7 protein-coding genes are annotated in these 15,913 nt (G+C 50.9%); all 7 read left to right on the forward strand.

Translation table 11 applies throughout. From position 1 onward, the window contains the following. Position 1 precedes the first annotated feature (1 nt). A complete protein-coding gene (locus tag DFER_RS24620; protein ID WP_015814383.1) occupies positions 2 to 1,420 on the forward strand; it encodes a SusD/RagB family nutrient-binding outer membrane lipoprotein in 1,419 nt (472 codons plus the stop codon). Positions 1,421 to 1,443: 23 nt separating this feature from the next. After that, positions 1,444 to 1,923 (forward strand): hypothetical protein, encoded by a 480-nt coding sequence (locus DFER_RS24625; protein ID WP_015814384.1) that lies wholly within the window; start codon positions 1,444 to 1,446, stop codon positions 1,921 to 1,923. Between the two features lie 113 nt (positions 1,924 to 2,036). Beyond that, positions 2,037 to 3,167, forward strand: a complete 1,131-nt coding sequence (locus tag DFER_RS24630; RefSeq protein WP_229206105.1) for a carboxypeptidase-like regulatory domain-containing protein — start codon at positions 2,037 to 2,039, stop codon at positions 3,165 to 3,167. A 385-nt stretch (positions 3,168 to 3,552) separates the two neighbouring features. Beyond that, positions 3,553 to 6,786, forward strand: a complete 3,234-nt coding sequence (locus tag DFER_RS24635; protein WP_015814387.1) for a SusC/RagA family TonB-linked outer membrane protein — start codon at positions 3,553 to 3,555, stop codon at positions 6,784 to 6,786. 49 nt (positions 6,787 to 6,835) lie between these two features. Then, positions 6,836 to 8,575 (forward strand): RagB/SusD family nutrient uptake outer membrane protein, encoded by a 1,740-nt coding sequence (locus tag DFER_RS24640; protein ID WP_015814388.1) that lies wholly within the window; start codon positions 6,836 to 6,838, stop codon positions 8,573 to 8,575. Positions 8,576 to 8,672: 97 nt separating this feature from the next. After that, complete coding sequence (locus tag DFER_RS24645; protein ID WP_015814389.1) at positions 8,673 to 12,224, forward strand: VCBS repeat-containing protein; 3,552 nt, start codon at positions 8,673 to 8,675, stop codon at positions 12,222 to 12,224. A 485-nt stretch (positions 12,225 to 12,709) separates the two neighbouring features. Further along, the gene (locus tag DFER_RS24650) at positions 12,710 to 15,898 is read left to right on the forward strand and encodes a SusC/RagA family TonB-linked outer membrane protein (RefSeq protein ID WP_015814390.1); all 3,189 of its coding nucleotides are present in this window, start codon (positions 12,710 to 12,712) and stop codon (positions 15,896 to 15,898) included. Positions 15,899 to 15,913 lie beyond the last annotated feature (15 nt).

Genomic DNA, 15,913 nt, shown 5'->3' on the forward strand with positions numbered 1-15,913 from the left:
CATGAAAAAAATTAGACTTATAGCCAAGATATTACCCCTGCTGGTCCTGCTGCTGACGGCGTGCGACAAGTTCCTGGACGTGAATACCGACGAAACCCTCAAAGGTGACGCCACCATGCAGGAGCTTCTGCCGACGGCCCAGTTTTATACCGCCGAAGCGAGCTTCCAGCAGGCATATGTGGCCTGCCAGTACGCGCAGCAGCTCGGCAGCGCCCTGGGTGCCAACGGAATCGATACCTATGCCGAAACGGACAACACACTGGGCTGGTCGAACTTCTATTTGTATGCTTTGCCGCAACTGAATGCGATCATTGAAAAAGGGCAGGAGGAAGCGACACCGGCCTATGTGGGTATTGCCAAAGTGCTCACGGCCTATAACCTCGGGATAGCCACCGCGAGCTGGGAGAATGTGCCCTATACCGAAGCCGATCAGCAAAATTTCTCGCCCGCGTACGACACGCAGGAGCAGGTTTACGCGACAATTTTCCGTTTGCTCGACGAGGCAGTTACCGAGTTAGCCGGCAATACCGGCGCAAAGCCCGGCCAGGACGATCTGATCTATCAGGGTGATTTGGGCAAATGGACCCGCCTCGCACATTCGCTGCGTGCCCGCTATGTATGGCATGGTTCGTTGCGTAACCCCGCGCAGGCTGCCCAAAGTGTGCTGGCGTCGCTGGAAAAAGGGATGACGGGAAATGAGGATGATTTTCAGCTACAATATAATTCCAAAAACCTGAGTCCGTGGTACAGTAAGGTGGCTGTGCCGAACACGACGGGAAACCTCTCCGTGACATTTACGAATACGATCGTCGACATGTTCAATGGCACCGCGCAGGGCGTTGCCGACCCGCGTTTGTCGAAGGTAATCGGGTTAAAAAACAACCAAACGGTCTATTCGGGCGTCATTCCCGGCTCTGGGAGCGGCTCAACGGTGGATTTGAACAACAAAGCCTGGCATTCAAATATCAACTCGCCGCTGGTGATGATGACCTATTCGGAATTAAAAGGCATTGAGGCAGAGGCGAGAATGGCCCTGCATGGCGGCACAGGAACTTCCGCGGAAGGTTATGCGGCCTATCAGGCGATGCTTGCCGCCAACATGGAGAAGGTAGGTGTAGAAGCGGCCGATATGGAAAAGTTTCTGAAAGATCCGAAGATCAATGTGGGCGCCGCGAAACTCACGGCTGAACAGATTATCCGTGAAAAATTCAAATCCATGCTGCTGATCGGGGACATCTGGACGGACATCCGCAAATATGATTACCTCGATTTCCCCATGCCCGTAGGCGTAAACCCCGATCTCGACGGCCAACGCATTCAGCGCATGAAATACCCCGACTCCGAGATCACCCGCAATTCCAAAACCGTGCTGGCTAACCAGAAAGATCCCGAGGTCCCAATGTGGCTGATCGGTAAATAGATCCATCTATTAAAACTAATATAATGATGAAACTGATATTCAGATATATAATGATGAGTCTCGCGGGCCTGCTCTCGCTCACGGGCTGTTATGAAGAGCCGGACCTGTTTGAAGAACTGCTGGTGAGCAATGGGAAAGTGGCGCAGATTGCCGTGGTGTGGCTCGGTAATGCCAAGGTGTACAATGCGGCCGGTGTTTTGCAAACCACCACGACGGTGGATTCGCTGACACAGGTGAACGTCAATATCGAATACACATCCGAAGTGGCCGTCCGGGAATTCCGGGTTTACAGCGCGCCCACCTCCTCGGGGGAGCAGACGCTGCTTGCTACGGTACCTGCCGGAGCCCAGCAATACGATCCTGAATTGCGGAATTATGTCATAAAAGTGCCCATTACGGCGCCAAAGGGCAGGAATGTAACTTCTGTGATCTTTGCGGAGGTAGTTGCTGAAAACGCACTCGCCTCTTCGAAGAAAAGCGCCACATTGAAAACGAACCCGTAAGCAGAGGAGGGGATATGCAACGTTAGTCGGTTATTTCGGGTATCGGTTCTAAGTTTACAAACTCCTCATTTATCTTTGAGGTTTAAAGCTTTGAATACTTGAAACACCCGGTTTTGAACTGTATATCCCTTTCCCGCTGTCTGCTGATTTTCAGTCTTTGTATCCTCGTTTGTGCAGGTGCGCGTGCGCAGCAGCCGGCGACGGTAACGCTTGCCGGGAAAGTTACCGATGAAAAAACCGGCAAGCCGCTGCCTTTCGCCAATGTATTTATTAATAACTCCACGATCGGGACTAATTCCGATGAAAACGGGAACTACCGGTTGCCTAACCTGGCAGTGGGGAGTCTGGAACTCGTGGTGTCGTTCCTGGGCTATGAAACCGTTAAGCAAACATTGCGTTTTGAGCAACCGGGCGTTAAAACGGTGCTCTTCAAGCTGCGCGAAGGGCAGGAACTGAAAGGCGTAACCATTGTAGCCAGGCGGAATAAAAAGCGTGAAAAGCACTTGAAGATCATCACGCGCGAGCTGCTGGGCCGGAGTAAGTTCAGTAAGCTCTGCAAAATCGTTAATCCCGAAGTGCTGCGGATATCGGACGATGACGACGGGCACCTGGGAGCGCAGACGGTGAAGCCGCTGATCATCGAAAATTACGCATTGGGCTACCGCATTCACCAGGACCTGGATGATTTCGATTTTTTCAATGGTACGCTCTATTATGGCGGCGCAACCCGCTTCGAACTCATGAAGCCAAAGGACGAAGCGCAGCGCAAACTTTGGCGCAGCAATCAGAAAGAAGCCTACAAAGGCTCATTAAAGCATTTGCTAACAAGTATGGTCGCCGACAGTCTTCTGGAAAACGGGTTCAAGGTGTTCCAGGCCATTCCCGATTCGTTGCGTATGTTCAAGCAGGTGCGGAGTGTGAATGGTTACAATTCTATTACAAACCACATTCATAACCGCATCGAGCCCGTGCGCGGGATGCGGCTGGTGCAGCCGGGGGAGCTTCCTACCGAGCGGCTCATCGTATCGCGGACCCAAATGGAGGTTTTTGACACTAACAAACACGGCCGGTCGCCGTATCCGGACATGCCCTTTGCCTACACCCAGATTACCCTGCCGGAGGGTTTCATGGTCACCACGCCCCAGGGTTGGGTGGTAATGCCCATGGGGCTGCACATTTCCGGCGACCTCGGCAATAACCGCTTTTCCCACCTTCTTTCCGCCGACTGGTCGCGCGACGAGTAGCCGCCAGTCGCTCCGCATGCTCATTCATCCCGGACGTTTGGAAATAACATTTTCTTAAAGACAGGTTGCTTACGTATAATGCTGTGCGTAAAAATAAAGCCATTGCTGAGCGCGTCGTTAACGCTACCGGTAATAGCCGAAAAATTGTAACCGTAGTTATACATGTAATATGCTAATATCGTATAGGAATACGATTTTCGCCTTTAATATTGATTTTGCGCGTGAAATGCCTCATGTAACCGAAAGTGATGATATATAATCTTATTTTTGGTGTTTTTATAACTATTTAGTCATTAAATAAAATTTTAAGTATCCATTGTATAATTATTTGATTAAATAATTATAAATTTGATATGCCTAATTTTTATTAACCTAGCTAAGAAATATGAAAATAATCTACAAAAATCCCCGACGGGATTGCTTCGCCTTCCTCCTTCTATTTTTGACCGTTTTTACAGCTAATGCACAAGATCGAAGGGTCACAGGCGTCGTGTCTGACCCCGCTGGCACAGGAATCCCGGGAGCTACTATTCTGATAAAGGGAACTCAGATCGGATCAAATACCGACGCAGAGGGACGTTTCGCAATCAATGCGCGGTCTGATAATGATGTACTCGTGATCAGCTTCGTCGGTTACAAAACGAAAGAAGTTACGGTAGGCAACCAATCGGTGCTCGACGTCAAGATGGAAGACGACGTTGCTGCGCTGGAAGAAGTGGTTGTAACCGGCTACACCACCGATAAGCGGCGCGAAACATCCGGTTCGGTGGCGCTTGTAAAGGCCAAGGACCTGACGGCCGTTCCGTCCGGTAACGTAGAACAGCAATTGCAGGGCCGCGTGGCCGGTGTGACGGTGATTACGAACGGACAGCCGGGCACTAACAGCCAGATCCGCGTACGCGGTTTCGGGTCTTTTGAAGCAAATGAGCCATTGTACATCGTAGACGGTGTGCCCGTAGGTTCGACGGACTTTCTCAATCCCGACGACATTGACCAGACCACCGTGTTGAAGGATGCCGCCGCAGCATCCATCTACGGTGCGCGGGCCGCCGCCGGGGTGGTGGTTTATACCACAAAAAAAGGTACCCGTAACAGGAAACTCAGCGTCACTTACGACGGTCTTGTGGGTTTCACCACGCCCGGGGAAGGTCAGAAAATGATGAACCCGACGGACTTCGCCACCTGGACCTGGAATGCATTCCGCAACTCGGGCTGGAAGCCGGGTGATCAGAACTGGACCCACCCGCAATTTGGCACCGGCGCGCAGCCCGTCATCCCGGATTACCTGATGGTCGGCGGAACGTATGGTGTTACCGGTAATGTAGACCTTGCGGCCGAACGTCCCAAATACAATGTTGATCCAACGGCCAGAACAGTTTATCAGGTGGTAAAAGCAAACCGGGAGGGCACCGACTGGTACGATGCCATCACCAGAACTGCGCCGGTAACCCGGCATTCGCTCGGCTTTTCGGGTGGTGGTGAAAATGGCCGCTACTTTGTGGGACTGGGCTTGCAGGATCAGAAAGGTATTTTGTCGGCCAACAGCTTCAAGCGTTACACTTTCAGGGTTAATACAGAATTCAATATCCTTAAAAACCTTCGTTTTGGAGAAAACATCCAGGGAACATACCGGCAAGTGCTGGGTATCGGCGGTTTCAATAACGGCCAGGGTGTTGCCAACGACGAAAACGAGATCCTGAGCGCATTCCGGATGCCGTCGATCATCCCGGTTTATGACGTCTTCGGCGGCTACGCGGGTACAGCAGCGAAAGGTTTCAATAACCCCCGCAACCCGGTGGCCACGCGTGACGGTTTGAAGAATAACAATGCGTTCAATGCCAACGGTTTCGGTAATATTTACCTGGAATTCGATCCGATTCCGAACCTGACTTTGCGTACGAGCGTGGGTGGCCAGTACAACAACTATACCTATTGGAGCTACTCGCGCCGCCAGTATGAAAACTCGGAAAATAACTCCGCGGTGGGTTATAGCGAGGGTTCGGGATTCCGCTTCGCGTGGACGCTCACCAATACCGCGCAATACCGCAAAACATTCGGTCTGCACAATTTGGACGTACTCATAGGGCAGGAAGCGCTCAATACCGGCAAAAGCCGCGATTTGCAGGCGTCCGGTCTGAATCCCTTCTCGACGGATATCAATTATGTGAACATGTCGAACGTGTCGTCCAAAGTGACTAACAGCCAGCTGGATAATGGCGTGACTTTCTATTCCTTGTTCGGACGGTTGAACTACATCTTCAACGACCGCTACATTGTATCCGGGGTGTTGCGGCGTGACGGTTCATCCCGGTTTGGTGCCGCCAATCGTTACGGGGTATTTCCGGCGGTGTCGGTTGCGTGGCGGGTTACATCCGAGAACTTTATGAAGGGGGCTACATTCCTCAGTGACCTGAAAATCCGCGGAGGTTACGGAACAATGGGTAATTCCAATGCCGTGCGCCCTGATAATCAATATAGCCTTTACTCGGCAGGCATCGGTTCGTCGGCCTATGACATTGCCGGTTCCAACACGAGCGCAGCCGAAGGTTACTATCGCAGCAAACTCGGTAATGCCGACGCAAAATGGGAAACCAGCGTAACGAAAAACGTCGGTTTCGATGCGACGTTTTTCAATGGCCGACTGGATGTGATCCTTGATTTGTGGCAGAAAGACTCCAAGGACTTGCTATTCCAGAAAGGGGTACCAGCTGTGGTGGGCCCCGGCGCGACGCCGCCATATGTGAATGCCGGTACGATTACCAACAAGGGTATCGACTTCCAGATCATCACCAAAGGCAAATCGGGTAGCAAGCTGGGTTACGAACTGAATGTGACGGGTAGCTTGCTCAGAAATGAAATCGGCGATCTCGGCGGTGATAAATATCTCGCGGGTATCAACCCCGGCTACCGCGGCCTGCAACCGATCCGCAACCAGCTCGGCTATTCGCTCTCGGCATTCTATGGTTATAATGTGACCGGCTTGTTTCAGACACAGGAAGAAGTGGACCGCGCGCCTGCGCAGGATGGAAAAGGCATCGGCCGTTTCCGGTATGAAGATGTGAATGGCGACAACCTTATCAATGCCGATGACCGGAAATACCTGGGCAGTCCGGTACCCAAATTTACGGGTGGTTTGAACCTGAAACTGACTTATCTGAACTTCGAGGTGGAAACTTATATGTACACCTCTGTCGGAAACAAGATTTTCAATGCATCGAGATGGTTCACCGACTTCTATCCTTCGTTTGCCGGTGCGGCCATCAGCGAGCGGGTAAAAGACTCCTGGACTCCTCAAAACACGGGCGCAACCATTCCTATATTTGAAAGCGCCTCCAATTTCAGCACCAACACGCAGGCCAACTCTTTCTACGTAGAAAATGGTAACTACGTGAGAATGCAGAACATTTCTCTGGGTTATAACCTGCCCAAAACCTTGCTCGCAAAATTGAGAATGCAGAAGCTGAGACTTTACGCGTCGGCTAACAACATTTTCACAATCTCCAAGTATTCAGGACTTGACCCGGGAGTAGGTGGTAATGCCGATACACAATTCGGGATCGATGTAGGTAACTATCCTGTCACCAGAAGCTGGGTTTTCGGTGTAAACCTCGGTTTCTGATCGCAAGCAGGCCAAGTCTACATGAATGAATCATTAATATTCTGAATCGATGAAAAAGATCATATCCAACAGTATGGCGATCGTCACCCTGGCGATGGCGGTGTTATTCTCCTGTAAAGAAAGTTTTCTGGAAAAACCGGCTACCGGAGCGGTGAGCGAAGGTCTGCTTACCTCAACCAAAGGTCTGGAAGGTGCGCTGATCGCCGTTTATGGGCAAATCAACGGCAAAGGGGCCGGTGGCCGGATGGCGAGCCCCAGCAACTGGGTTTGGGGAAGTATACGCGGCGGTGATGCCAATAAAGGCACCGACCCGGGCGATTACAGCGATATCAACCCGATCCAACGGTACGAATATCTGAGCACGCAGGGTGTAATCTCCGAAAAATGGGCAGGGAACTACGAAGGCGTTTCACGCGCCAATGCCGTGTTGCGCCTCGTGGCCAAGGCTGACGCCGAGGTGACCGACGCCACCAAGACACGGATCACTGCCGAATCGCGGTTTTTGCGTGGGCACTACTACTTCGAGCTGAAAAAAGCATTCGGAAATACGCCTTACGTGGATGAGTCTGTCGACTATGGCTCAGGTATCGAAAAAGTAAAAAATGACGCCGATCTCTGGCCGAAAATCGAGGCGGATTTTAAATATGCCTACGATAATCTGCCTGTGACGCAGGATGCCGTGGGGCGCGCCAACAAATGGGGAGCGGCTGCATATCTTGCCAAAGCATACCTGTATCAGAAAAAATTCCCCGAAGCCAAAGCGCTTTTTGACGTGATCATTGCCAGCGGACAAACCACCAATGGCAAAAAATACGCCCTGGTTCCGAAGTACGCCGATGTGTTCCGTGCGTCGAATGACAACAATGCGGAGTCCGTATTTGCGGTGCAGGCGGCGGCCAACACGGGCAGCGTGAACAATGCGAACCCCGAGTTTGACCTCAACTGGCCTTACAATACCGGAGCGAATGGCCCCGGTAACTGCTGCGGATTCTTCCAGCCCAGTTTTGAAATGGTGAACTCGCACCGCACCGACGCCAATGGCCTGCCGCTGCTCAATGGCTCCTATAATACGGACCAAAATGCCGTAGTGTCCGACATGGGCTTGCTTTCAAAAGATAAATTCACCCCTGACGCCGGTAATCTCGATCCACGCCTCGACCATTCGGTGGGCCGTCGGGGGATTCCATTCCTCGACTGGATCGACCACCCCGGCGCCGACTGGATTCGTAACCAGGCCAATGGAGGTCCTTACAGCCCCAAAAAATTCGCCTATTACAAAACAGACGTGGGCTCGTTGCAGGATAACAGCTCGTGGACACCAGGCTACACGGCGATCAACTACACGGTGATCCGCTTTGCCGACGTACTGCTTATGGCTGCCGAAGCAGAAGTGGAAGCCGGCTCGCTCGAAAAGGCCAGGGAGTATGTGAATATGGTGCGCACCCGTGCAGCTAATCCGGATGGTTTTGTGAAGAAAGGTGGTGCGCCGGCAGCGAAATATGTAATCAGCAATTATAAAACCGCATGGACCGACAAAGAAGCTGCGCGCATGGCGGTTCGTTTTGAAAGAAAACTTGAACTCGCGCTCGAAGGTCACCGTTTCTTCGACCTCGTTCGCTGGGGCGTTGCGGACAAGGATCTCAATGCATACCTCACTTACGAATCGAAAAAGCTGTCGGGTGCATTGGGTAATGCCAAGTTTGCGGCTAAATATGAATTGCTTCCGATACCACAAGGCCAGATCGACCTTCAGGGCGCCGATGTCCTGAAACAAAACCCTGGTTATTAAATATTTCAAACCTGACTAATTACGGGAGATGGCGTAATGCCATCTCCTTTTCTCAATTCCGAAATAACCTGATCCTATCATTTTTAGCACCTGGCGAATGTCCGCGAAACGCTTACTGCCCGTTTTAATAGGGGTTGTCCTGCTGGTATCCTGCAAAAAAGAGCTGAAAACCTTCACCGAATTGCCGGCAGGCGAAACGGGTATCCATTTCTCCAATCGCATCGCGGAAAACGATACGATGAATATCCTGGCATTTGAATATGTGTACAATGGCGGCGGGGTTGCGCTGGGAGATTTCAACAATGATAGTCTGCCAGACGTGTATTTTACCGGTAATACTACGCCCAACAAGCTGTATCTCAACAAGGGAGATTTTAAGTTTGAAGACGTTACGGACCAGGCGGGCGTGGCACCAAAAGACAAATGGTCGACTGGCGTGGCTCTGGTGGATATTAATCACGACAATCTGCTCGATATTTACGTGTGTGCGTCCGTGCGGAAGTCGGCGCAGCAGCGGGAAAATCTTTTGTATGTAAACCAGGGCCTGAATGCCGATAAAGTGCCGGTTTTCAAGGAAATGGCAAAGGAATACGGCATTGCCGACACCACCCACACCACGAATGCGGCTTTCTTCGATTACGACAACGACGGCGATCTGGACCTGTTCCTGATCGTGAACGAGATGGACGACAACAATTTCCCTAATAAGTATCACAAAAAAATCGTCGACGGATCGTCGCGGCGCACCGATCGCCTTTATCGCAATGATTGGGACGCGAAGCTTAACCATCCCGTGTTCACCAACGTGTCCCGTGAGGCGGGGGTTCTCATTGAAGGTTACAGCCTGGGAATCAACGTGACGGACGTGAATCAGGATGGCTGGAAGGACGTGTACATCACGAACGACTACCTTACGAACGACCTGCTTTACATAAACAATGGCAACGGGACATTCACGGATCGCGCGCCGACCTATTTCAAGCACACTTCGCATTCGGCGATGGGTAACGACGTGGCCGATCTGAACAATGACGGCCTGATGGACGTCGTGGCCGTAGATATGATGCCCGCCACTAACCGCCGCAAAAAAATGATGACGCCGGCTAACAGTTATGTGACTTATCAGAACAACGAACTGTTCGGTTATCAGTATCAGGTGGCGCGGAATACGCTGCAACTAAACATGGGAAGTGCCGTTCCGGAGGATAAATCGCCGGTTTTCAGTGAAATCGGATTGCTGAGCGGGGTAGCGGAAACGGATTGGAGCTGGACACCGATGGTCACTGATTTCGACAACGACGGCCTTCGGGATATGATCATCACCAACGGCTTCCCGAGGGATATTACCGATCTTGACTTCATCGCTTACCGCAACGAAGTGTCAAGCATCATGGCCCCCATGATGATGCTCGACTACATTCCGAGCGTCAGGATCACGAATTTTGCATTTAAGAACAAAGGCGATCTGACCTTCGAAGATGTGAGTAAAGATTGGGGCATCGAAACGCCCGGCTTTTCGAACGGCGCAGCTTACGCGGACCTCGATAACGACGGTGACCTTGATTACATCGTCAATAATATCAACGATTCGGCGATGGTTTATCGCAACAACAGCATTCAACTCAGGCCTCAGGAAAGCAATTATCTGCGGATTGCGTTTAAGGGTGAGCGTTACAATGGCGCTGGGATAGGGGCCATTGCGGAAATTACATTAGCGAACGGTAAGAAACAGGTAGCCGAAAACTCGCCTTACCGTGGGTATCTTTCCACGGTAGAGCCTGTTCTGCATTTCGGTCTGGGCAAAGAAAGCGCTGTGCAGGAAGTGAAAGTGACGTGGCCTGGTGGTAAAACGCAGGTTTTGAAAAATGTGAAAGGAAATCAAACGCTGGTAGTTCGTGAAAAAGACGCCGGGGCTGCGCCTGGGGATCGCAAAACGCCGGCTATTCCGTTATTTAAGGACATTACCAGCGAATTGAATGTGTCGTACAAGCATTCAGAAATGGACGTGATCGACTTCAATGTGCAGAAATTATTGCCTCATAAAATGTCGCAATACGGTCCGGCACTTGCTGCGGGTGATGTGAATGGCGATGGGTTGGAAGATGTATTTGTAGGCGGGGCGTACCAGAACAAAGGGCGTTTTCTCCTCCAACAGCCGGATGGTAAATTTACCGTGGCCGACCTCCTTCCGGGCGCCGACGGGCTTGAAAAGGCATCCGAGGATATGGGTGTGTTGCTGTTCGATGCGGATCTGGACAAAGACCTTGACCTCTACATTGTCAGTGGAAGTTACGAAATACAGGAAGGGTCCGAAGCATTGCGGAATGTATTGTATCTGAATGACGGAAAGGGTCAGTTTAAGCAGGATACCGCAGCATTGCCCGCGTTTCTGGTGAATGGCTCGTGCGTGAAAGCCGTCGATTTCGATCGCGACGGCGACCTGGATTTGTTCGTCGGAGGCCGGGTGGAGTCGGGGAAGTATCCCAAACCGGTTTCGAGTTACATTCTGCGTAACGATTCAAAAGGCGATCTTGTGCGATTCTCAAATGTCACGCGGGCGGTAGCGCCTGATTTGGCTGAAATCGGCCTCGTTTGCGATGCGCTCTGGACAGACTATGACAACGACGGCTGGGCCGACCTCCTGCTGGCAGGTGAATGGATGGCGCCGACATTCCTGAAAAACGAAAAGGGTAAATTCAAAAAGGTAGCCACGGGCCTGGAAGCCAAAAAAGGCTGGTGGGGCAGCCTCGCAGCGGGCGATTTCGACAACGACGGCGATATGGATTATATTGGCGGAAACCTGGGCGTGAACACGCTGAGCCGGGCTTCGGAAAGTCGCCCCGTGAGCGTGTATGCGAAAGATTTCAACAATGACGGCTATTTCGATGCGATACCGACCATTTTTTACCGGGCGCAGGATGATAGCTACAAGGAGTTTCCGTATAACACCCGCGACGACATGGGCAAGCAGGTAATACAAGTGCGCCAGCGCTTCCAGGAATATGGAAAATTCGCGGAAACGACGCTGACGCAAATTCTGAAACCGGAGGAGCTGAAAGATGCCTTGCATTTGTCGGCCACGTGGATGAAAAGCAGCTACATTGAAAACCTTGGCAACAATCAATTCACGATTCGCGAATTACCCGTTCAGGCGCAATTCGCCCCCCTTTTCGGGATGATTGCCGATGATTTTGATCAGGATGGTAACCTCGATCTCATGCTTTCGGGCAACGATTATGGCTCAGAAGTGTCGGTAGGGCGGTACGATGCGATGTACGGCCTGGTGCTGAAAGGCGACGGCAAGGGTAATTTCCATCCGCTGAGTATTTTAGAGAGTGGATATATGGCTCCCGGTAACATGAAAGCGCTCGTTCGCCTCGCATCAGCCAATGGTAAATACCTTTCCGCGACCTCCCAAAACCGGGACATGATTCGTTTTCACGAAGCGCAAAAAGCCGTTCGAAAGGTGGATTTAGCCGATGGGGAAACGTCTGTCATTTTACATTTTAAAAATGGCAAGTCCAGAAAGGAAGAGCCGGGTTACGGTTCATCGTTTCTGTCTCAATCGAGCCACACGTTGTTTGTGCCGGAATATGTTTCTTCCATAACCATTATCAACTCCAAAGGCGGGAAAAGACAGGCGAAGTAAACAGCATTTGTTTGCCATAGAAGGCCGTTATGATGTCCGATTGAGTAGTCAGTCGGATGTCATAATGGCCTTGTTTGTAAATGTGAATATTCTAATTTTTTGACGATGGTATTTCATGCGTTGTTTTGTCATCTTTAAGTTAATTATATTATATCTCCAATAGTGCGCTGACTTGGGGCTGCCTGGCGTTTAATCATCGCATAGGTCATTATGAGTGTAATTAAAATGTAACTTATATATCACTATAAGTATCTGACTTAGTGTTAGTTGTATTTATGACAATTAAAATGACGAGATTAAAATTGGATTAAAAATTTAGAGATGTTAGCCGTGTTTTCTTGGAAAAAATCAATCAGCGATCGCGTTTAGTGTTGGAATAATTCAATTCTGTATTCTTATGAATTTATTTCATTGGTATTAGATTATTTAATGATTTCAAATCAATATTTTTGAATTGCATAATTATATTAACCTGACTAAATACGATGAAACAACACTACCTTCACCTGGGAAGCAGGCTGATTTGCTGCGTGCTGCTTTTCCTCATCTCTCTGACGGCTTTTTCGCAGGATATGACCATTACCGGAAAGGTGATGGATGAACAATCCGGTTCAAGCTTGCCAGGAGCTTCCGTCACACTAAAAGGCTCGACTTCGATTGGCGTCACCACCGATGCAGATGGCCGGTATTCCATTAAAGTGCCTGCCACTGCGCAGATTCTCGTGTTTTCGTTTATTGGTTACACCGCCAAAGATGTGGCGATTGGCAATCGGACCGTGATCGACGTTTCGATGGCCAGCGACGTTAGCGCGCTGGAAGAAGTGATTGTGACCGGTTACGGCTCACAATCGCGGCGTGACATTACGGGTTCGGTTACGACTGTTAATGCCAAGGACCTTCAATCGGTGCCGGCCACTACTTTTGCCCAGCAGTTGCAGGGCCGGGCTTCGGGTTTGAACATCGTGAACGACGCAACGCCCGGCGGTAATGCAACGGTGCGTATACGGGGATTCGGTACGATCGGTAACAACGACCCGCTGTTCATCATCGATGGCGTGCCGACTGAAAACCAGGGTAACCTTAATCCCAACGACATCGAGACGATCCAGATCCTGAAAGATGCGTCGTCGGCGTCCATTTACGGTTCGCGCGCGGCGAATGGGGTCGTTATCATTACGACCAAACGCGGTAAAATCGGCAAGCCGGTGATCTCTTTCAACGCTTATTATGGAACACAAAAGGCGTACAAAGAAGTAGAAGCCCTGAATGCCGAGGAACTGGGCCGCTATTTGTACCTGGCCGACAAATATGCAGGCAAAACACCGTCGCATGGGCAATACACATTTGGCCCGAACGGCGAGGTTACAGTGCCCGATTACGTGTTTCCCAGCAAGGGTAAGGAAGGTACGCCGGATGTAGATCCCGCCAAATACTCGCTTGTGCCAGGTAACATTTACGCCATCACCAAAGCCGCCGATACCAACTGGTGGCGGGAGCTGACCACCTCGGCGCCTATTCAGAATTACCAGCTTTCGGCCACCGGTGGTACGGAAAACAGCCGATATGCATTGTCGGTCGGCTATTTCAGTCAGGATGGCGTGGTTAAATTCATCGGTTACGACCGTTACACTGTCCGCGCCAACACCGAGTTTTCGACTGCCAACAAGCGATTCCGGGTAGGAGAGAACCTGGCGGTGTCGTTCGATAACAGGAAGGGGGGGTTTGGAAATAACCAGGAACAAAATGCGGTTTCAGGTAGCTACAAGCACCATCCGCTGCTTCCGATTTATGACATTAAAGGTAACTTCGCCGGTTCGCGCGGAGCCAACCTGGGTAACAACTCCAATCCTTATGCGACGTTGTTCCGCGAGCAGGATAACCGCACTTACCGCCTGCGTGCATTCGGTAATGTGTACGGAGAGTTCGATATTATTCCCAATCTGACGGTTAAAACCAGTTTGGGTATTGACGGTGTGAGCCAGCGGGGCCGGTACATTGGCCGCGCTAACCCCGAATATGTAGAGGGGAGCTTCAACAATGGGTCCACTTCGACGGATTATTATTCTTATCAATGGGTTTGGACCAACACGCTGAGCTATTCGCACAATTTTGGGACGAACCACAAAGTGGATGCTTATGTAGGCGTGGAGGCTATCCGTGAGTTTGCGGAGGAATTCGGGGCCAGCCGCCAGGGATATGCCTTTGAAATACCTTCCATTATTAATTATCTCAACCTCGGCGATGCTACGAAAGCGACCAATTTTGGTGGTGTGAACCGCGATTACAGCCTCTATTCGCAATTCGGGAAAGTGAACTATGCTTACGCGGACAAATATCTTTTCCAATTTATCCTGCGGAACGACGCGTCCTCCCGTTTTCAGCAAGCATCCAGAAGTGCGGTATTTCCGGCATTTAGCCTCGGTTGGCGTTTGTCCGATGAAAACTTCATGAAGTCGGTGGGCTTCATTACGGACATGAAACTGCGCTACGGCTGGGGTAAAACAGGCAACCAGAAAATCGGGGACTACAATGCCTATACCACATACCGGGCCAATATCTTCAACGCCGGTTATCCGATCGACGGATCGGCCAGTCAACCGACGATCGGCTACGACGCCGCATCATTCGGTAACCCGAATGCGAAATGGGAAACCACCACTTCTAACAACCTCGGCCTGGACGCGACCTTCCTGAACGACGCATTGACCCTCGAACTGGACTTCTGGAACCGGAAAACGACCGATATGCTCTTTTCGACGCCGATCACCTACACCGCCGGAGATGCCAATGCGCCTTCGTTCAACGTAGGGCAGATGACCAACAAGGGGATCGACCTCGGATTGTCGTACCGCAACACGGCTTTGAAAGGTGAGCTGCGTTATGGCGCTTCGTTCAATTACTCGATGTACCGCAATACCGTGGACAAGCTCGATGAAAGCGATAATACCAAATATTTTGGAGCCGGCTCGCGCGTGCCGGCCGTGACGCTCACACAGGCAGGACTGCCGATTTCGTCGTACTACGGTTATAAAGTGCTCGGTATTTTCCAGTCCGACGAGGAGGCCAAAGCCTGGGCGCCTTATGGCTCGTACAACAAAGCGGGCAAATTCAAAATCGCCGACATTAACGGAGATAACAAAATTACCGACGACGACCGTACGGTAATCGGTAATCCACACCCCGATTTTGTATATGGTGTGAATGTGAATTTGGGATACAAAGCTTTTGACCTGACCGTGTTCGGTAATGGTGTGGTAGGTAACGAAATATTCAGCTATCTGCGTTATTTCACGGATTTCAACACTTTCCAGGGTAACCGTGCGAAACGTGCCTTGTATGACGCCTGGCAGCCGGACCATAAGGAAGGTACCGTGCCCATTATGGATGCCGACGATCAGATCAGCAGCCGCCCTTCCAGCTATTTTGTTGAAAAAGGCACCTACTTCCGTCTGAAAAACGTGCAGCTAACTTACTCTTTGCCCAAAAACATCGCCGCCAAGATCGGTTTCAGCAATGCACAGATATACGTGCAGGGACAGAACATGTTCACCGTCAGCAACTATTCAGGTTTGAACCCCGAAATCCAGACGGGTGAAGACCGGACACTCGGTTTCGACGGCGGCTACATGCCCGTGTCGAGGACATTCCTGGTCGGCCTGAATGTATCATTCTGACAACCAGTTTTTTCA

The organism is Dyadobacter fermentans DSM 18053, from assembly GCF_000023125.1.
GTDB lineage: Bacteria > Bacteroidota > Bacteroidia > Cytophagales > Spirosomataceae > Dyadobacter > Dyadobacter fermentans.

Excerpts from the sequence above, each read along its gene's own strand:
- DFER_RS24620 (WP_015814383.1), top strand. The coding sequence starts at position 2 with ATGAAAAAAATTAGACTTATAGCCAAGATATTACCCCTGCTGGTCCTG.
- DFER_RS24625 (WP_015814384.1), top strand. The coding sequence starts at position 1,444 with ATGATGAAACTGATATTCAGATATATAATGATGAGTCTCGCGGGCCTG.
- DFER_RS24635 (WP_015814387.1), top strand. The coding sequence starts at position 3,553 with ATGAAAATAATCTACAAAAATCCCCGACGGGATTGCTTCGCCTTCCTC.
- DFER_RS24640 (WP_015814388.1), top strand. The coding sequence starts at position 6,836 with ATGAAAAAGATCATATCCAACAGTATGGCGATCGTCACCCTGGCGATG.
- DFER_RS24645 (WP_015814389.1), top strand. The coding sequence starts at position 8,673 with ATGTCCGCGAAACGCTTACTGCCCGTTTTAATAGGGGTTGTCCTGCTG.
- DFER_RS24650 (WP_015814390.1), top strand. The coding sequence starts at position 12,710 with ATGAAACAACACTACCTTCACCTGGGAAGCAGGCTGATTTGCTGCGTG.